This is a genomic window from Streptomyces sp. bgisy130 (assembly GCF_057708345.1).
Genome location: NZ_JBYISA010000006.1, coordinates 67167 through 86013, shown reverse-complemented (window position 1 = coordinate 86013; position 18847 = coordinate 67167). Strand labels below are relative to the sequence as shown.

The window sequence follows — 18847 nt, the reverse complement described above, 5'->3', positions numbered from 1 at the left end:
TGGTCCGCGGCTCAGCTCCGCCCGTCCATGCAGCGCGCCAGCCAGTCCGACGCATCGGTGAACGCCGTGTCGGTCATCTCCGGCCGTACGCTCGCCGTCACCTCGTCCGCCCGGGGATACGAGCCGAGGAAGCGCACCTCCCGGCAGACCCGCTTGAGGCCCATCAGCACCTCGCTGACCCGCCGGTCGGTGATGTGCCCCTCGCAGTCCACGGAGAAGCAGTAGCGGCCGATGCCCTCACCGGTCGGCCGGGACTCGATGCGCATCATGTTCACCCCGCGCACCGCGTACTCCTGAAGCAGTTCGAGCAGCGCACCGGGGTGGTCCGCGCGCAGCCACAGCACGACCGAGGTCTTGTCCGCGCCGGTGGGCGCGGCGGGCCGGGCCGGGCGGCCCACCAGCACGAAGCGGGTGGCCGCGTTCTGCGCGTCATGGATGTCGGTGACCAGCGGGGTCAGGCCGTACGTCGCCGCCGCGAACTCGCCCGCGAACGCGCCGTCGTAGCGGCCCTCCTGCACCAGCCGCGCGCCATCGGCGTTCGAGGCCGCCGACTCCCATACGGCTTCCGGGAGTTGGGCCGCCAGCCACTTGCGGACCTGCGGCTGGGCGACCGGGTGCCCGGTCACCGTCTTCACGTCGCTGATCGCCGTACCGGGGCGCACGAGCAGCGCGAAGGCGATCGGCAGCAGCACCTCGCGGTAGATCATCAACTGCTCGCCGGAGGCCAGTTCGTCGAGGGTGGTGGTCACCCCGCCCTCGACGGAGTTCTCGATCGGCACCAGTGCCGCGGCGGCCTCACCGGCCCGCACCGCGTCCAGGGCGGCGGGCACCGACACCATCGGCGTCAGCTCACGCGTCGCCGCCTCGGGCAGGGTGCGCAGTGCGGCTTCCGTGAACGTGCCCTCGGGGCCCAGATAGGTATAGCGGCTGGCCGACATGGATAAGGACTCCCTCGCGTAACTGCGGGGGCACCCCGCCGATCTTCTCCCTGTCCTGCCACGATACCCAGCCGCTCCGGCACCCGGCCGGTACACGGGAATACCGCCACCCCCCACCCCGTTGTGGCCCCGAGGGGGCGCTCCCCACCCCTACGGCATCCGTTCGACCCACCCTTAAGGCCCGCTGCCCCGCCGCACCCACGCCCTAAGGGACACCCCTCCGGAGCCCGGAGCCCGGAGCCCAGACCCCCGGCCCCAGGGGACACCCCTCCGGACCCCGGGCCTCAGACCTCAGGCCCAGCGCGGCTACCCCTCCAGCAGTGGCTGCCCCACGTAGCCGTCCCGCTCTGCGGCCGGCGGGACCGCGAACAGGCCGCTCGCCTCGTGCCGCAGGAACGGCGACAGCGCGTCCCCGCGGTCCAGCTTCCGCTGGACCTGGGTGAAGGCGCGCAGCGGATCGGCCTGCCAGCAGACGAAGAGCAGCCCGGCGTCCGGGGCGCCGTCCTCCCGGAACCCGTCGTGGTAGGAGAACGGGCGGCGCAGCATCGCCGCGCCCTGGTTGGACTCCGGCGCCGCGATCCGCGCATGCGCGTTGGCCGGGATGACCGGCAGCCCGTCCGGGCGGTTCGCGTCCAGTCGCATCGGGGTGGTCTCGGAACCGCCGGTCAGCGGCGCCCCGTTGTCCTTGCGGCGCCCGATGACCTTCTCCTGATCGTGCCGGGAACGCTTCTCCCAGTCGTCCAGCAGCATCCGGATCCGGCGTACGACGGCGTACGAGCCGCCGCGCATCCACGCCTGCTCGGCGTCCCGCCCCACGAAGATCCGCTCGTCGAAGTCCTTGTCCGACGGCTTGGGGTTGTTGGTGCCGTCGATCTGGCCCATCAGATTGCGGGTGGTCATCGGGTGCGCGGTGGCGCCCGGAGTGCGGTTGAAGCCGTTCATCTGCCAGCGCAGCCGCGCCCGGCCGGCCGCGTCCTTCTGGAGCGCGCGCAGCGCATGGAAGGCGACCAGTGCGTCATCGGCGCCGATCTGGATCCACAGATCGCCGTTGCTGCGCGCGGGGTCCAGCGCGTCGGCGGAGAAGTCGGGCAGCGGGTCGAGTGCGATGGGGCGCCGCTTCGTCAGGCCCGTACGGCCGAAGAAGCTGTGGCCGAAGCCGAAGGTGACGGTCAGCGAGGACGGGCCCGCGTCGAGGGCGACCCCTGTGTCGGCGTCCGGGGCGCGGCCGGCCATCAGCTCCCCGGCCGTCCGCGACCAGCGGCGCAGCAGCGCGGCGGCGGCCTTGCGGTCGGTGCCCGGTGTCAGGTCGAAGGCGACGAGATGGCCCTTGGCCTGCAACGGTGTGGTGATTCCCGCCTGGTGCCCGCCGCCCGCCGCCCGGAACGGAACCCGGGTCGCGCCGACGGTGGTCAGGGCCTCGGGGGCGTCGTCCCGTGCCGCCGAGACCCCGGCGGCGCCCCCGGCCCCGCCGACGACCAGTCCGGCCGCGCCCGCCGCGCCGACGGTGCCGAGCAGCCGGCGGCGGGAGAGCTCCTTGGCGGGCGACCCGTCCGTCTCCGGGGCCGGGGCGGGGGCCGGGGCGGGGACGCGTCCGCCGCGCGCCTTGGTGGAACCGCCGCCCCCCTTGGTGGACCCGGCGCCCGACTTGGCGGACCCGGCGCCGGAGTCCGTGCCGGGGGTCTTCCGGCCGGCGGTCTGCTGCGCGGGGGTCTGCTTCGCCGCCGCCTGCTGGGACGCGTCCTGCTGCGACGTGTCCTGCTTCGCGGCGGGCGGCTTGCGGGCGCTCTGCTTACGGGGGGTCTGCTTGCTCATGAGCCGATCTTCACGTTCTTGATCTCGGTCACCTGGTCGATGTCAGAGGTGCGGACGACCAGCGACAGCTGCCACTTCCCGGGGACCGGCAGCTGGATGCCGCTCGCGCGCCACTGGCCCTTGCCGGTGTGCCGGGTGGTGACCGACAGCGGGCCGAGCTTCTTGGCCTTCTGAGTGAAGGAGACCTTCACCTCGGGGACGTCCATGGCCTTGCCCGAGGGGTCGCTGATCCGCAGCTGAAGCGTATTGGCGCGGCCGCTGCTCCCGGGGGCCAGGCCGACGCGCGCGGTGCCCTTGCCGTCCGGGCCACCGGTGTCGAACGGGATGGTCAGCGACTGCGGCCGCCCGGCCGCGGCGGACTGCCCGCCCGAGCCGGCCTTGACGGCCGCTTCGGTACGGGCCGGCTCGGTGGCGGTCAGCGCCGTGGTGACCGCGAGCACGACGACCGCGACCGCCGCCTCGGCCAGCACGGACCGGCGCAGTCCCAGCCGCTCGGGGTCGGCGTCCCGCTGCCGCTTGGTCCGGGCGGTACGCACCGCGGCCTGCTGCCGGGCGAGTTGGGCAGCGCGGGCGGGGTCGGCGTCGGGGTCGAGGTCGGGGGTGTCGTCGTCGGCGGAAGGGCCGGCGTCGGCGGTGGGTGAGTCGTGAGGGGTGGGTGTGCCGTCGGAGGCGGGGGAGGAACCGCTCTTCGGGGAGGAACCACTAGGGGAGGGGCCACTCTTCGGCACGGGGCCACTCTTCGGGCCCGAGCCCGCGCCGGCAGCGCCCGCCGAGACCCCAACGGTCGCCTTCTCCGCTTCCCGCTCTCCCCGCACTTCCGGCTCGGCTACCTTCTCGGCTGCCTTCCCGGCTGTCCTCTCGGCGTCCTGCTCCGCTTCCTGCCCGGCGTCTTCCCGCCCGGCGTCCTCGGCGCCCTCCGCCGCCCGGAGTTCCGCCGCCCGTACCTGCCCTGCCCGTACCTGCCCCGCCGGTACCTCCGCCAGCAGCCCCGTCCACCGTCGCGACAGCCAGGCGATCCCGACGAGCAGCACGACCAGCGCCGCCTTGATCAGCAGCAGCCGCCCGTAGGCGGTGCCGGTCAGCGCGCTCCAGGTGCCGACCTGCCGCCAGGACTGGTAGAGGCCGGTGGCCACCAGCACCACTACGGAGCCGAAGGCGATCCGTGAGAAGCGGCGGACGGCGGCCCGCTCGACGGGCGGGCCCCAGTACAGGGACACCACCAGCGCCGCCAGCCCGCCGAGCCAGGCCGCGACCGCCAGCAGATGCAGCACATCGACCGGCATCGCCACGGCGGGCTGAAGCCCGGTCGAGGCGTGTTCGGCCATCGCCCAGGTCGCGGCGAGCCCGGTGGCGACGATCAGGCCGCCGAAGCCGAGACCGAAGGTGAGGTCCTTGCGCCGCCTGGCCTCCTCGGCGGCATCTCCGCCCTCCTCAGCGGCATCCGACTCCCCCGACTCCGCCGGCTCGTCCGCCTCTCCCGGCCCGTCCGCCCCCGCCGGCTGATGCGCCCGCGCATACGCCCCGAAGAGCACCGCCACGAACAGCGCCGCGGCGGCGAGCAGCAGCAGCCGGGAGACCAGCGCCGCGCCCGGCTTGGTGATCAGGACCTGCTGGAGGCCGCCGAGGTCGAAGACATCGGCGAGATCGCCCGACCCCGTGTACGGCGTGCGCAGCAGCAGCATCACGACGGTGGTGCCGGTCAGCAGCGCCCAGCCGTACACCACCAGCCGCTGTACGGACCGTACGAGGGCGGCGGCGGGCCGGCAGGCCACCACGAAGGCGGCGCCGCCGGCCAGCAGCACGAACCCGGCGTAGGCCAGGTAGCGGGCGATGCCGTAGAGCGCGCCCACCAGGCCGCCGCCGGCCTGCTGTTGGGGAACCGGGGCGGTGGTCTTGGAGGGTGCGCCGATGGAGAAGGTGAAGGCACCGGACACCGGGTGGCTGTCGGCGGAGACCGCCTGCCAGGCGACGGTGTAGGTACCGTCGCGCAGCCCGGACGGCAGCCCCGCGCCGTATTTGACGACGCGGTTGCTGCTCAGATTCCGCAGCTTCTCGTCGTCCACCCGCTTGCCCTGCGGGTCCAGCACCCGGATCGAGTCGTCGCCCATCGCGACGCCTTCGGAGAAGGTGAGCGTCACCTGCTCGGGGGCGCGGTCCGCCACCGAGCCCTGCGCGGGGGTGCTGCCGGTCAGCGCGGCATGCGCCGAGGCCGGTGCGGCACCGCCGAGCCCGCCGAGCAGCGTGCCGGCCAGCGCGAGCGCGACGACCAGCAGGCGCAGCACGGCGGACCGGCGCGGGCGAAGCCCGGTGGTGACCATAGTGATCGCTCCCCTTACTCCGTTGTCGCGGCCGGCCGGTGCGGTGCTTCCGGCCGCGGCGGTTACTTCGGACCTGTGTGTTCTCCGATGACGGGACAGCCCTTGGTGGTGCGTGGCTAGTGCTTCGGCTGGTAGTCGGCGGCCTTGACCGGGATGGACACCCGGACCGGTTCGGCGTGGGCGAAGTGCAGCTGGACGGTGACGACGTCGTTCTTGGTCGGCTTGCTCTTCAGCCCCATGAACATCAGGTGATTGCCGCCGTGGCCGAGCTGGAGCGTGCCGTTGGCCGGGATGGGCAGCGAATTGACCCGCTCCATCTTGGTGCCCACGGTTTTGTGGATCGAGATGTCCTTGGCCAGGTTGGTGGTGACCGAGGTGAGCTTGTCGGCGGTGTCCGCGTTGTTCTTGACGGTGAAGTACGCGCCGGCCATGTCCTGGTTGACCGGCTGCGGCATGTACGCGTCGACGACCTCGAGCTTCGGTGCGCCGTCCCCGCCGCAGCCCGCCAGCGCGAGACCGGCCGTGAGGGCGAGGGCGGTGGCGAGGGTGCTGCGGCGGTTCACGGGTTCTGCCCCTTGATGATCTTCGGAAGTGCCTTGGTGAAATCGTCGGAGGTCGCCTTCTGCATCCCCATCCAGTGGATCTTGTCGTCCTTGGGGGAGGTCAGCAGCACCTGCGCGCCATGGGTGGAGACGACATCGCCGTTCTTCTTCTTGACCGGCTTCTCGATGCCGATGTTCACGCTGCGCGCGCCGCCCTGGATGGTGTCGAAGCTGCCGGTCAGCCCGACGAACTCCTTGTTGATGCCGCCGAGCCACTTCTTGAGGGCGGCCGGGGTGTCGCGCTCCGGGTCGGAGGTGACGAAGAGGACCCGCAGGTCCTTCTGTTCGGCCTTGGGCAGCTGCTTCACCGCGACCGCGACGTTGGCCATCGTCAGCGGGCAGACGTCCGGGCAGTTGGTGTAGCCGAAGTAGATCAGGGTCGGGTGGCCCTTGGTCTTCTTCAGCAGGTCGTACTTGGCGCCCTGGGTGTCGGTCAGGACCAGGTCCGGCTTCGCCAGCGGGCTGTCGAGCGTGATGATCGACTTGCTGGTGGTGCCGCCGGACACCACCGCGGCGGGCTTGCTGTCGTCCCCGCCGCAGGCGGTCAGGCTGAGTGCCGCGGCCGCCGTGAGGGCGGACGCGAGCAGGGTCGTTCTACGCATGGCAGATAAATCCCGTGAGTTGTGTCCCGGGTGTCCGGGAAGGGGCGTCGGGCCGGCGCGCGTCGGGCGCCGGCCCGTCCGTGCTCAGACGCTGCGACGCCGGCCGGCGAACACTCCGAAGCCGACTCCGATGATGCCGACGACGATGCCGACGGCACCCAGGACGCGGGCCGTGGTGTCGCTCGCGGGGGCGTCCGTGGTGGCCGCGGCATTCTTGAGGTGGTCCTTGCCGCCGCTCTTGTCGTCCGCGCCGGCGGCGCCGTGGCCCTCTTCCTCGGCCGCGGTGAGCTTGAGGACGGGTGCCGGGCTCTCCGGCTCCGGGGCGCCCTCCTTCGTCGGCTCGATCCAGCGCACGACCTCCTTGTCGTCGTACGTCTGGAGCGCCTTGAAGACGACCTGGTCGGCATCCTCGGGCAGCATGCCGACGGAGACCGGGAACTGCTGGAACTGACCGGGCTCGACGCCCTTGTCCTCCGCGGTCCAGGTGATCTTCGAGGGGACCTCGTCGATCTTCTCGCCGTGCATCTCGAGCGGCTTGGCCAGCTTGGACTTCTTGACGTCCACCTTCCAGCCGGGCACCGGCTGCGGCATGACGGACGCCAGCGGGTGGTCGGTCGGCAGCGTGACCTCCAGCTTCACCGTCGATGCGTCGTCCCGCTCATTGGGCACCTTGAAGTTCACGGTCGCATAGCCGCCCTTCGGGGCCGGGCCCGCGGGCTGCACGCTGACGTGGGCGAAGGCCGGGGCTGCGAGCAGCACCACACTGCCGACCGCGGCGGCGCCCACGAGCGGCAGCCGCCGGGCGAGCCGCCGGGCGCGGGACGCGTCCGACTGCTGCTGCGGCATCTGCGTCATCTTCGAGATCTTCGACATCGGAAAAACACTCCACAGGAAGGAGAAAGGTGCTGGTGACGGTGTAGGTGGCGCGCGTGCGGTGACGGCGCGCGAGCCCGTACCCAGTCCTGTGGGAGCGTGCTTCGCGCGTGGTCAGGCCGCGAGGGCCAGGGTGGGTGGCCCTCGCCTGACGACACTGTGGTGGAGTGCGAGGCCCTGCGGGCCGGGTTTGTCATCCCCGTACGAAACGGGAGCGCGCCGCGCCTCGTCGTGCGCCGTTCCCAGCACCGTGAGCAGGGCGCGGACCAGCACGAGCGCCCTGCGCACCGCACCGGCCAGGGTCTGGACGGTCGTCTCGTACACCGCCGGGGCCGACAGTCGCACCAGCCGCCACAGCGCGGCCTCGCCCCGCCGCAGCAGCCAGCCGACGGCGAGCGCCGCCAGCAGATGTCCCAGCAGCATGGGCAGCGACGGCAGCAGACCGTGCAGCACGGGGTCGGCGGTGGCCGTGGCCGCGGCCGTCCCGTGCCCCGCCGGTGCGCTCACGCCGGCGGCGGAGGCCGTGTCGAAGCCCCCCGAGCCGAGCACCCGGCGCGCCTGCGCACCGTCCATCCGGCCGGTGCCGAGCCCGCACATCACATGCCGGGCCATGCTGATCGCGTCCTGGTCCGAGAGCCCGCCGACGCCGGAGCCGCCCCGCGCCACGGCGGGCGCCGGCCGCTGGCCCCAGGCGAACAGCGCATGCAGGGCGAGCTGTCCGACGGCGAGCCCGACGGCGATCCCCGGCAGGGTGCGCTCCCGCCCGGCCAGCGGCGCCGCGACCGCGAACACCGCGGCGGCGGCGACGCCCAGCGTCCACAGCGGGACGGTGGCGCAGGAGGCGAGGATGTGCCCGCCCGCGGACAGCGCGACGCAGACCGCGGTGAAAACCGCGGCCCTCAACAGCCGGAGATCGGCGGCTGCGCGCGCTGTGGAGGCGGGCGGTGGAGTCATGGCGGCGCCATCATCCCACTGGTCCCGCGGATCCCCGACGGCAGGTCGGAGTCAAGGGGCGCCCGGCGGGGCGTCCGAGGAGGCAGGCGGGGCGCGCGGAGGCGCACAGGCGGCGCGGCACCTACACCGATGCGCTTACTCTTCGCATCCGCCGAATGAGCGGTATCACGTCCCGGACATGCTTACGGACCTTGCGGCGCGGCAATAGGTATCGATATGTCGAGCCGCGGCCAGGAGGCTGGAGCGATGAGCATCTGGTGGTCACTCCATTTGCGGCGCGAGGCTGCGAGCGTGCCGCTGGCCCGTCGCCTGCTGTTGGGCACGATGGAGACCGCGGGCGTGGACCCGGACATCTGTTACGACCTGTCGGTGGCCCTCTCCGAAGCCTGCGCGAACGCCGTCGAGCACGGGGGCGACACCACCGAGGACTACCGCGTCACCGCCTTCATCGACGGCGACACCTGCCGCATCGAGGTCACCGACTCGGGCCCCGGCTTCCACCATCGCCCCGCACCCCCCGCGCCACCCCATACGGCGACGGACCGCCCCCTCCCCCCGGCGGCCCCCGTGCTCACCCCCGCGCAGGCTCCCGAGTTTGCCGAGGACGGCCGGGGGCTCTTTCTGATCGAGGCCCTCACGGACCACGTCCGCTACCGCAACCGCACGGGTCGCCCCGGCGCGGTGGTCAGCTTCGACAAGATCCTCAAGTGGCGCGAGGGCGCGGCGCTCCCGATGGCGTCGTGATCACCGGCCCTGAGCCGACCCTGATCACCGACCCTGATCACCGATCCTGATCACCGGCCTTGATCGCCGACCCTGACCGCGATGCCGTCGAGCACGCAGTCGAGCCCCGTCTCGAACTGCCAGGCCGCGTCGTCCTTGCGCGCGGCCCCGAGGGCGTAGCGCCGGTAGGTCGGGTAGCGGCCGGTCTCCATCAGATAGGTCATCTGCGGGGCGAGCGCGCGGCGTGACTCGTCGCCGCTGGTCCAGCCGTTGTCCTCCATGTACTGGCGCAGCGCCACCTCGGACTGCGTCGCGCCGTGCACATAGGCGTTGACCGCGCGGAAGGCGGCCATCATCGTGTCGGTGTCCATGCCGTGGCCGTCGAGTGCGGCCAGCTGGCGTTCCGCGGCCGCCATCCGGTTCGGGGTCAGGACGAAGTGCGGCGTGGGCAGTTGGGCCAGCCAGGGGTGCCGCTGCATCATGGCGCGGCTGCCCAGCGCGTAGCCGCGCAGCACCTCGCGCCAGCCGGTCACCTCGTCGGGGACGGCGAGTTCGGCCATGACCTGGTCGACCATCAGCGCCCACAGGTCGTCCTTGCCCGAGACATGGCGGTAGGCGGCCATCGGGGCGACACCCAGCTCGGTGGCGAGGCGGCGCATCGTGACGGCGGCGAAGCCCTCGGCGTCGGCGACCCGCACGGCCACGGCGGCGATCTTCTGCGGGGTCAGTGCGGCACGGGGAGCCGCGGTGGGCCGCTCCAGGCGCTCCCACAGCACGGGCGCATCCGCCTCCCCGCTCTTCTTCTGGGCTGCCATGCGTGAGCTCCTCTCCGGCCGGCTGTTGGTGTACAGCGTATCGCCAGTGGACGACGTACACATCGACGTGTACGTTGTACGCGTCTGGATACGCCGTACACATCCTCGTGCACGCCGTCGTACACATCAGGGGGTTCCATGAGCCAGCAGCAGCAGCTCCGCGTCGCGGTGATCGTCGGCAGCACCCGGGAGGGCCGCTTCGCGCCCGTCGTGACCCAGTGGATCAAGGGCCACCTGGAGCAGCGCGACGATATGAGCGTCGACGTCGTCGACCTGGGCGAGACCCCGCTGCCCACCGTCTTCCCGGCCTTCGGGCAGCCGCCGGCGCCCGGCACCACGGAGGCCCTCGCCGCGGTCTCACCGCGCCTGGCGGCGGCCGACGCGTTCGTGTTCGTCACACCGGAGTACAACCACAGCTTCCCGGCGTCCCTGAAGAACGCCATCGACTGGCACAACGAGCAGTGGCACGCCAAGCCGGTCGGCTTTGTCTCCTACGGCGGCATCTCGGGCGGTCTGCGCGCGGTCGAGCAACTCCGGCTGGTCATGGCCGAGTTGCACGCGACCACCATCCGCGACACGGTCAGCCTGCACCACGCCTGGGGCATGTTCGACGAGGAGCACGCGATGAAGGACGCGCAGTGCGACGCCGCGGCCAAGGCGATGCTGGACCAGCTCGCCTGGTGGGCCCAGGCGCTCCGGGAGGCCAGGACCGTCCGCCCGTACGCCGCCTGACGCCTCGCCGGAAGCCTGGGAGAAGCCATGAATCAGCGGACGGAAGAAGCCGCGACCGGGGCCGCGGGGCCCGGTACCGACCAGCCGCCGGACCCGGCGCCGCCCTCGCGTCTCGTCATCCTGGGGCTGCTGCTCGGCATCGTCCTGGCGACCCTTGACGGCACGGTCGTCGGCACCGCCCTGCCGGCCATCGTCGGCGACCTGGGCGGCATCGGCCACCTCTCCTGGGTGGTGACGGCCTATCTGCTCACCACCGCCGTCGCCACCCCGCTCTGGGGCAAGCTCGGCGACCTCTACGGCCGCAAGGGCAGCTATCTGGCCTCGATCGCGCTCTTCCTCGTCAGCTCGGTGCTCTGCGGCCTCGCCCAGGACATGGGACAGTTGATCGCGTTCCGCGCGCTCCAGGGGCTCGGCGCGGGCGGTCTCTTCGTGGGCGCGCTCGCCCTGCTCGGGACACTGCTGCCGCCCGCGCAGGCGGGGCGCTCCCAGTCGATGATCGGTGTGCTGCTGCCGATGGCCATGATCGGCGGCCCGCTGCTCGGCGGCTTCCTCACCGACCAGCTGGACTGGCGCTGGGTCTTCTACGTCAATGTGCCCGTCGGCGCCGCCGCACTCCTGATCGTCGGGCTCGGCATCCGGCTGCCCGCCCGGCGCAGCACGGCCCGCATCGACTACGCGGGCGCCGCCCTCCTGACCACCGGCATCCTGGCGCTCACCCTGATCGGGAGCACCGGCGGCACGGCCTACGGCTGGCTCTCACCGCAGATCGCGGGGCTCGCCGCGCTCTCGGTGGCCGCGCTCGGCTGGTTCGTCCGGGTGGAGCGGCGGGCGCCCGAACCCCTCATCCCGCCGCGGCTGTTCCGCGACCGCAACTTCACCCTCGCCCAGGTGCTGAGCTTCCTGGTGGGCGCGGCGATGCTGGCCGCAGCGAGCTATCTGCCGCAGTACATGCAGTTCGTACGGGGCATGTCGTCGACGTGGAGCGGGGTGCTGCTGCTCCCGCTGATGCTCGGCGTGATGGGCGCGCAGCTGTTCATCGGGCGGGCGGTCGGCAACGGCGGCGGATACCGCGGATACCCCCTCGCCGGCGGCGCGGTCGCCACGGCGGGTGCGCTGGCCCTGCTCATGGTCGGCGCGGACACGGCCACGGCCGTGACCTCCGCGCTGACGCTCGTCCTCGGTGTGGGCCTCGGCTGCCTGATGCAGCCCTCGATGCTCATCACGATGAACAGCGCGGAACCCCGCGACATGGGCGCCGCCAGTGGCACCACCACACTCCTGCGCACCATCGGCGGCTCGCTCGGTGTCGCCGTGCTCGGCTCCGTCTACACCAGCCGCCTGACCGCCACCCTCACCGACCGGCTCGGCGGGGCCGGGCAACGCCTCGCGGGCGGCCACGACCTGACCCCCACTCTGCTGCGCGGTCTGCCCGGGCCGGTACGGGACGCCGTCCGGGCCGGGGTCACCGGCGGCCTGCACGGCGTCATGCTCGGCACGGCCGCACTGTGCGCCATCAGCTTCGCGGCCGCGTGTCTGATCCGCGAGGCGCCGCTGCGGACGGCGTCGGGGGCGGCGACGGACCAGGACGGGGCCGCGAAGTCCCGTCATCCGCGGGGAGAACGGGGCTAGCCGGCGCTGTGAGACGCCGGGAGGCGAGGTGTCAATCCGGGCGAACGTCGGCAGTGGGGCAGTTGGCCGGAAATCGCCTATAGGGGAAGATGGGCAGCGCGGTCTCGCGGTGGGAGGACCTCCCCCGCGGCGTCCCCTGTCCCTGCGAGACCAGCGCGCACCACGATTAACGCGAAGTTGCTCGCGTTAACTTGTCTTGGACAATACTTGGCGTGAACCCGCACTGCAATACGGAGCCGCCGTGACGACAGCGCACCAAGCCCCGGGCGAGACCCGCCCCGGCGGGCGTACGGCCCGTACCCGCCAGGCCGTACTCGCCGCCGTGTTCGAGGAGTTGGACGAGGGCGGCTTCGCCGGGCTGACCATGGAGAAGGTCGCGCAGCGCTCCGGGATTCACGTCGCGACGCTCTATCGCCGCTGGCGCTGCATCGAGGGCCTGGTGTGCGAGCTGCTGACCGAGCTGAGCTCCGATGTGCCGCTGCCCGACACCGGCAGCCTGCCCGACGATCTGCGGGCGCTGTCCCGCTCGATAGCCGCCTTCTTCGGCGAGGCGCGGATGAGCGCGCTGATCGAGGCGGTGGTCTCCGCCGCGGCGCGGGACCCGCAGGCGGCGGCGGTGCTGCGGACCTTCTTCGGCGAACGGCTGACGATGGCCGCCCAGATGGTGCGGCGGTCCGTCGACCGTGGCGAACTGCCCGCGGACACCGACCCGGAGGAGGTGATGTCGGCGCTCGGCGCGCCCTTCTACTACCGGCTGCTGATCGCCCGCCGGCCCGTCGACCGGCGCCTGGCCGAGTCCGCCGCCACCGCCGTCTGGGCGGCGGCCCGCGCGGGCGCCTACGGGAGGAACGGTGGGGGCGACGTCGCCGGTGACGCCGCGGGGACGACGCCCGGGGCCGACGACGCGCCCACCGGCTGTGGCGGGCAGCCCGCCGACGACTCGTCCCCCGGTGGTGACGAGTCCGCCAACGACACGTCCCCCGGCGCCAGTTGAGGCCACCGGGGGACGTACGTACCCACGCTCCGCGCTGCTACTTGCCGCCGAGCAGCCCGGCCATCCATGCTTCGACCTCGTCCGACCGCCGCGGCAGGCCGGCCGACAGGTTCCGGTTGCCGTCGGCCGTCACGAGGAGGTCGTCCTCGATGCGGACCCCGATGCCCCGGTACTCCTCGGGCACCGTCAGATCGTCCGCCTGGAAGTACAGTCCGGGCTCGACGGTCAGCACCATGCCGGGCTCCAGCGTGCCGTTGACATAGTGCTCGGTGCGGGCCGCGGCGCAGTCGTGGACGTCGAGACCGAGCATGTGGCCGGTGCCGTGCAGGGTCCAGCGGCGCTGGAGCCCCAGCTCCAGCACCCGCTCGACCGGGCCCTCGACCAGGCCCCACTCGACCAGCTTCTCGGCGAGCACCCGCTGCGCCGCGTCGTGGAAGTCGCGGTAGGCCGCGCCCGGCTTGACCGCCGCGATGCCCGCCTCCTGGGCCTGGTACACCGCGTCGTAGATCTTGCGCTGGAGGTCGGTGTAGCGGCCGTTGACCGGCAGGGTGCGGGTGACGTCCGCGGTGTACAGGGTGTGGGTCTCCACACCGGCGTCCAGCAGGAGCAGTTCGCCGGAGCGGACCGCGCCGTCGTTACGGACCCAGTGCAGGGTGGTGGCGTGCGGGCCGGCGGCGCAGATCGAGCCGTAGCCGATGTCGTTGCCCTCGACGCGGGCGCGCAGGAAGAACGTTCCTTCGATGTAGCGCTCGCTGGTCGCCTCGGCCTTGTCCAGGACCTTCACGACGTCCTCGAAGCCGCGCACCGTCGAGTCGACGGCCTTCTGGAGCTCGCCGATCTCGAACTCGTCCTTCACCGCGCGCGCTTCGGAGAGGCAGACGCGCAGCTCCTCGTCCCGCTCGGCGGTGACCTTGTCGGTCAGCGCGGCCTCGATACCGGCGTCGTGGCCGCGGACCACACGGACCGGGCCGGTGGCCTCCTTGAGCGCGTCGGCCAGCTCGCGGACGTCCTTGCAGGGGATGCCGAGCAGCGCCTCGGCCTCCTGGAGGCTGTGCCGCCGGCCGACCCACAGCTCGCCCATGCCGTTGAGCCAGAACTCGCCGTTCTCACGGTTGGAGCGGGGCAGCCGGTAGAGCGTCGCCTCGTGCCCGTCACCCGCCGGCTCCAGGACCAGGACGCTGTCGTCGGTCTGGTCGCCGGTGAGGTAGACGTACTCCGTCGCGGCGCGGAACGGGTACTCGGTGTCGTTCGAGCGGGTCTTCAGGTTGCCCGCCGGGATCACCAGCCGCTCACCGGGGAAGCGCGCGGACAGCGCGGCCCGGCGCCGGGCGGCGTGCGGGGCCTGCTCGACCGGCTCCAGATCGCGCAGCTCGGTGTCGGCCCAGCCGCTCTTCATGTTCTCCGCGAGCTCGTCCGAGACGCCCGGGTAAAGGCCGTTCTTGCGCTGCTTGATCGGCTGCTCGTCCTCGTCCGGGGTCTCCGGAGTGAGCTCGTCGGTCACCGTGCCTCCTTTTAAAAGACTGAACCGCATTCCATCGTATGTGCGGATCGAAAACGGTCCAGGGGCAGGAAGGTGTGACCTCTCCGGCACTCCGGCCATAGGAGGCATGGCACCCGGCGGGGGAGCGAACGGGCGCGCGGGCAGTAGGCCCGTCCGCCCCTAAGGGGCGTGCTCAGGGCCGGCCCTGCGACCAGGGCCGGGGGCCGCCGGCCGGCCCTGAGCCGCCGGACCGGGAGCTACTCCTCGAAGTACGCCGCGAGCAGCACGACGTCCTCCTCCGACAGCGGGTCGTCCAGACCCTGCGGCAGCATTGCGCGCACGATGTGGTCGACGACCGCCTCGGGATCGTGCCGGGCGGCCCTGGGGACGCCCGCGGCGGCCGCGTGCAGCCGGGCGAAGGCGCGGTCCATGGGCTCGCCGGTGCGGTGCAGCAGCCCGTCGCTGTAGAGCAGCAGGGTCTCGCCGCCGGCCGGTTCGATCTCCACGCTCGGCGCCTCCCAGCAGGCCAGCATGCCCAGCGGCGCGGACAGCGAGGTCTCCACGTACTCGGTCCGCAGATCGCCGAGGATCAGCGGCGGGCAGTGGCCGGCCCCGGCCAGCACGATCTTGCGGGCGAAGGGGTCGGTGATACCGCCCGGCATCGGGGGCGCGGGCGGCCCGCCGGGCGCGCCGGGCGGCGGCTCGGTGAAGGCGAACAGCGCGGTGGCGCTGCGGGCCGGCTCGGTCAGCCGCAGCAGCAGTTCGAGGTCGGAGAGGACCGCGACCGGATCCTCGCCCTCCATGACGGCGTAGGCGCGCAGGGACGCCCGCAGCCGCCCCATGGCCGCCACCGCGCTCGGCCCGGAGCCGGTCACCGAGCCGATGGCCAGCCCCAGCGCGCCGTCGGGCAGCGGCAGCGCGTCGTACCAGTCGCCGCCGCCGCGCGGCCCGCTGCTGTGCCGCACCGCGAGGCGGACGCCGGGGACCCGCGGCAGCCGGTGCGGCAGCAGCTCCTCGCGCAGGATCCGGACGGCCTGCCGGGTGCGGTGCAGTTCCAGGAGGCGGGCGAGGTGCTCGGCGGCGTGCGCCCGGTAGAGGCCGATGAGATGGCGCTGCCGTTCGGTGGGCGCGGCCGGTTCGTCGTAAAGCCAGACCGCGGCGCCGGTTCTGCCGATGGGGTCGGCGGTGAGCGGCACCGCGTAGCTGGCCGCGTAACCGAGCCGGGCCGCGACCTCGCGCAGCCGCGGGTCGAGGTCCTTCTCGCCCGGGATGTCGGGTTCGGAGATCTCGGTGCACGGTCCGGCCGCCGCCGCGCCGCGGGCCCCGGGGGGACGGCCCGTGTCGCCGGCCGCGTGCCGGGTGCCGTCGAGCGGTCCCATCCGGGTCTCGTCGCCGGTGGCGCCCGGCTCCGGGAGGCCGTCCAGTATCCGCGCGTACGACAGGGCGCGGCGCGGGATGGTCTCGATGGTGCCGATCTCGGCGTGGCCGAGGCCGAGGCCGATCGTGGTCTCCGGGCCGAAGCCGTCGGCCGGGGCGAGGGCGACCAGCCCGCGCCGCGCGCCGACCAGGGAGGCGCCGGCGCGCAGCAGCTCGTGGAGGGCGTCCTCCACCGTGCGGGTGCGCGCGAGCTGTTCGGTCAGGTCGTGCAGGGTGCTGAGGTCGGAGATCCACCCGGCCAGCCGGTCCTGCACGGCGGCGAGTTGGTCAGCGACGGAGATATCGGGGGCGCCGGGGGCGTCGCCGGGGGCGGCGTCTGACGCGCTGTCGAGTGCGGAGTCCTGAAGGGCGCCCGGAGGGGTGGGGGGCGAGCCGTCGGACGGGGGGCCGGCGGTGGGGTCCGCGGAGGCTTTCCCCGCGCGCGGGTCGACAGTGTGCGTGGGGGCGGGAAGGGCTGGCTCGATTCCAGCCACTTTCGGTACGTGCGGGGCGGTCATGGCTGGCATCTCTCATTGCGCCAGGTAATAACCCAGGTCAGGCCGCTATTTGGTTGGGAGTGCGGCATTTTGTTGAGTGATGTTGTGCGGTGCGGTTGGCCGCTCAATTTCCTCAATAGCATCGCAAACCCCCATGTCATGCTGCTCCGCTATCAATGCTCCAGATGTACACGCATCAACGATGTGATGTCCAGCACTCTCTCCCGTGGGGTTTGTGGTGTCAGCGAGGTCCGTAGATTGGCCTGAAAAAAGCCCCCCGAACGTCAATTTGAGGTCGACTGACGGCGATCAGCAGCGCGTCTTCACCACAGTGGCGGGTACGTACTCGGAAAGGTGCGGGGCCAGTTGGGGCCGCACCGGAACTCTCCGGCGGACACCGGCGTCTAATACGGCGACGACCGCGACGCACTCCCAAGAGGCGGGGACTGCACCACGGAGGCGCAATCGCCATGCGTGCGCCACCCCCCGCCATGTTCCACGCTCGGCGTACGGCGTGATGCGCTGCCTTGTACACGCGGTGACCAGTGATCCACGTGGCGTGATCGAGATGCGATCGACCCCGGGTTGCACGGCCGGGCCGCAGAAAACGCCCCACCACGGCATGAAGCGGCACGGCACGGACAACGGCGAACCGGCAAGAAGTGCCATGTAGTGCGATGGACGAAGCCCTCGGCGTTAACGGAAAGGAACGAGCGCTCATGCGCGAGATCCTCGGAAGGCGACGCAAGCTCCTGTTCCGGCGCGGCGGAAGGTCGGCGCTGCTCGGTGCGGCGCTCCACTGCGCCACCGAGTGGCAGTGGCCCGTGCTTCCCGGTGTGGGGATCAGGCCCGCCGGCCGGCAGCCGGCCGGCGCCCGGCTCGGCCTCGGCGAGCGGACCGGCCGCCGGTGCAGCTGCCCCGACCCCGACTGTGTGGTGCCCGGCGCGCACCCCTTCGACCCCGGCCTGCTGGCCGCCACGACCGATGCCCGGCTGGTGCGTTGGTGGTGGACGAACCGCCCCGATGCCCCGATCGTGCTGGCCACCGGCGGCCGCGCGCCCTGCGCGGTGAGCCTGCCCGCCGTCGCCGGCGCCCGCGCCCTGGCGGCCCTGGACCACTTCGGCGTACGCCTCGGCCCCGTGGTGGCCACGCCCACCCGCTGGTCCCTGCTCGTGTCGCCGTACGACCTCGCGGAGTTGGGCGAGCTGCTGCACTCCCAGGACTGGGTGCCCAGCTCGCTGCGCTTCCACGGCGAGGGCGGCTATCTGGTGCTCCCGCCCTCCCAGATCGGCGCGGGCCGGGTCCGCTGGGAGCGCCCGCCGGCCTCCGTTCCGGCCGCGCCCTGGCTGCCGAAGGTGAGCACGATCGTCGACGCCCTGGTCATGGCGAGCACCAGCACTCCCGACGGCGGCAGCCGGCTCGCGTACTGACGCCCGCGGATGCGCCCGTGCGCCCGTCCCGCCCGACCGGCGGATGAGCGGAAACAACGCGCGGGCGGATCACCCGTTCGGGTGTGACCGGCCCGGACAACTACGGGGAAGCCGCGTTCGGGTGCTCGGCGGCGTCCCCGCCGCCCGATAGGTTCGGCCCACCGTCAAGCCGCCGTCAGCGGCAGCTCAATCGCAGGTGGGGGCCATGCAGCGTGCGCAGAAACTCCGCATGACCGGTCTCGCCGGTGTGGTGGTGCTCGCCATCGCCCTGCCGCTGGGTGCCGCAATGGCCGGTCCGGCCGACCTTGCGGCGTCCGGGACGGCCGCCGCGTCCGAAAACCGCTCTACGGCCAAAAGCGGCATCAGCTCCGATAGTGGCGCCAAGCCGGACATGCGCCCCGCCGCCGCCCGCGTCCGGACCGTCACCGGCTCCCCGGCCGGCCCCGGCCTGCCGCCCCGCTCCGGCCGTACCTCCCGCTGCGGCCCCCAACTCACCGCTCCCCAGCGGATCGAGGCCCAGACCTGTGTGCTCGCCGAGGACGGACTGACCTGGGGGCGGACGTACTACCGCAACCGCACCGGCGGCCCGCTGCGCGCCGCACTGACGCTGCTGCGGCCGGACGGCACGACCGTCCAGGTGAACTGCGAGGTCGCGGCCGCCGACGCGCCGGGCCTGTGCGAGACGCCGGCCGGGGCGACCCTGCGCCGGGGCGGGCCGTACCGCGCGGTGGCGGAGTTCTCCGACGTGGCGGGGGAGCGGCTGCTGCTGCGCTCCGGCAGCAACTCGTCCGTGGGAGGCAGGAGTTCGGGCCGCTGAGGCACCGGGCCGCCGGCGGCGGGGCCGGCCGGGCGGAGCACCTGACTCCGGACATGGAAGCGCCCGGTCGCTGGCGACGGGGGATGCACCAGCGACCGGGCTTCTAGAACCGTAACAAGAGATCGGCGGTTCGCAAATTCGATCGTGGAATTCCGGACGCCTATTTACCGGCAGGTACGGGGAGTTGTGACAGGTGTCACGCCTGAGGTCCCCGG

At 72.7% G+C, this 18847-nt stretch carries 16 protein-coding genes; 6 read left to right on the top strand and 10 right to left on the bottom strand.

Going from position 1 to position 18847, the window contains the following annotated elements; translation table 11 throughout:
* Nucleotides 1–11: 11 nt before the first annotated feature.
* The 7 genes from pheA to AC3EUV_RS10765 form a co-directional block, all read right to left on the bottom strand.
* Complete coding sequence (pheA, locus tag AC3EUV_RS10795; RefSeq protein ID WP_432144166.1) at nucleotides 12–938, bottom strand: prephenate dehydratase; 927 nt, start codon at nucleotides 936–938, stop codon at nucleotides 12–14.
* A gap of 306 nt (nucleotides 939–1244) precedes the next feature.
* On the bottom strand, nucleotides 1245–2750 hold the full coding sequence (gene efeB, locus AC3EUV_RS10790; RefSeq protein WP_435602744.1) for an iron uptake transporter deferrochelatase/peroxidase subunit: 1506 nt from the start codon (nucleotides 2748–2750) through the stop codon (nucleotides 1245–1247).
* Nucleotides 2747–5068 (bottom strand): copper resistance CopC/CopD family protein, encoded by a 2322-nt coding sequence (locus AC3EUV_RS10785; protein WP_435602743.1) that lies wholly within the window; start codon nucleotides 5066–5068, stop codon nucleotides 2747–2749. The genes efeB and AC3EUV_RS10785 overlap by 4 nt, the downstream gene beginning before the upstream one ends.
* A 116-nt stretch (nucleotides 5069–5184) precedes the next feature.
* Entirely contained in the window at nucleotides 5185–5631 is a 447-nt protein-coding gene (locus AC3EUV_RS10780) for a copper chaperone PCu(A)C (protein WP_432144163.1), read from the bottom strand.
* Nucleotides 5628–6272: an SCO family protein gene (locus tag AC3EUV_RS10775; RefSeq protein WP_435602742.1), complete on the bottom strand. Its 645-nt coding sequence runs from the start codon at nucleotides 6270–6272 to the stop codon at nucleotides 5628–5630. Before AC3EUV_RS10775 ends, AC3EUV_RS10780 begins: the two co-directional genes overlap by 4 nt.
* Before the next feature lie 84 nt (nucleotides 6273–6356).
* Complete coding sequence (locus tag AC3EUV_RS10770; RefSeq protein WP_432144161.1) at nucleotides 6357–7145, bottom strand: YcnI family copper-binding membrane protein; 789 nt, start codon at nucleotides 7143–7145, stop codon at nucleotides 6357–6359.
* Nucleotides 7146–7259: 114 nt separating this feature from the next.
* Entirely contained in the window at nucleotides 7260–8099 is an 840-nt protein-coding gene (locus AC3EUV_RS10765) for a hypothetical protein (RefSeq protein ID WP_435602741.1), read from the bottom strand.
* Nucleotides 8100–8345: 246 nt separating this feature from the next.
* Between AC3EUV_RS10765 and AC3EUV_RS10760 the strand changes: the two genes are divergently transcribed.
* Nucleotides 8346–8843: an ATP-binding protein gene (locus tag AC3EUV_RS10760; protein WP_435602740.1), complete on the top strand. Its 498-nt coding sequence runs from the start codon at nucleotides 8346–8348 to the stop codon at nucleotides 8841–8843.
* Between the two features lie 50 nt (nucleotides 8844–8893).
* Here AC3EUV_RS10760 and AC3EUV_RS10755 read toward each other — a convergent pair whose 3' ends face one another.
* Nucleotides 8894–9637: a TetR/AcrR family transcriptional regulator gene (locus AC3EUV_RS10755; protein WP_435602739.1), complete on the bottom strand. Its 744-nt coding sequence runs from the start codon at nucleotides 9635–9637 to the stop codon at nucleotides 8894–8896.
* Between the two features lie 138 nt (nucleotides 9638–9775).
* Between AC3EUV_RS10755 and AC3EUV_RS10750 the strand changes: the two genes are divergently transcribed.
* The 3 genes from AC3EUV_RS10750 to AC3EUV_RS10740 all read left to right on the top strand — a co-directional run bounded on the left by AC3EUV_RS10750 (nucleotide 9776) and on the right by AC3EUV_RS10740 (nucleotide 12992).
* The gene (locus AC3EUV_RS10750) at nucleotides 9776–10369 is read left to right on the top strand and encodes an NADPH-dependent FMN reductase (RefSeq protein WP_435602738.1); all 594 of its coding nucleotides are present in this window, start codon (nucleotides 9776–9778) and stop codon (nucleotides 10367–10369) included.
* A 27-nt stretch (nucleotides 10370–10396) separates the two neighbouring features.
* Nucleotides 10397–11998 (top strand): MDR family MFS transporter, encoded by a 1602-nt coding sequence (locus AC3EUV_RS10745; protein ID WP_435602737.1) that lies wholly within the window; start codon nucleotides 10397–10399, stop codon nucleotides 11996–11998.
* 241 nt (nucleotides 11999–12239) lie between these two features.
* On the top strand, nucleotides 12240–12992 hold the full coding sequence (locus tag AC3EUV_RS10740) for a TetR/AcrR family transcriptional regulator (protein WP_435602736.1): 753 nt from the start codon (nucleotides 12240–12242) through the stop codon (nucleotides 12990–12992).
* A 37-nt stretch (nucleotides 12993–13029) separates the two neighbouring features.
* On the opposite strand, the gene AC3EUV_RS10735 is transcribed toward AC3EUV_RS10740, so the two are convergent.
* The gene (locus AC3EUV_RS10735; protein WP_432144155.1) at nucleotides 13030–14493 is read right to left on the bottom strand and encodes an aminopeptidase P family protein; all 1464 of its coding nucleotides are present in this window, start codon (nucleotides 14491–14493) and stop codon (nucleotides 13030–13032) included.
* A 236-nt stretch (nucleotides 14494–14729) separates the two neighbouring features.
* Entirely contained in the window at nucleotides 14730–16382 is a 1653-nt protein-coding gene (locus AC3EUV_RS10730) for a PP2C family protein-serine/threonine phosphatase (RefSeq protein WP_435602735.1), read from the bottom strand.
* 722 nt (nucleotides 16383–17104) lie between these two features.
* Here AC3EUV_RS10730 and AC3EUV_RS10725 point away from each other — a divergent pair.
* The gene (locus AC3EUV_RS10725) at nucleotides 17105–17815 is read left to right on the top strand and encodes a bifunctional DNA primase/polymerase (protein WP_432144153.1); all 711 of its coding nucleotides are present in this window, start codon (nucleotides 17105–17107) and stop codon (nucleotides 17813–17815) included.
* A gap of 205 nt (nucleotides 17816–18020) precedes the next feature.
* Complete coding sequence (locus AC3EUV_RS10720) at nucleotides 18021–18632, top strand: hypothetical protein (RefSeq protein WP_435602734.1); 612 nt, start codon at nucleotides 18021–18023, stop codon at nucleotides 18630–18632.
* Nucleotides 18633–18847: the final 215 nt, after the last annotated feature.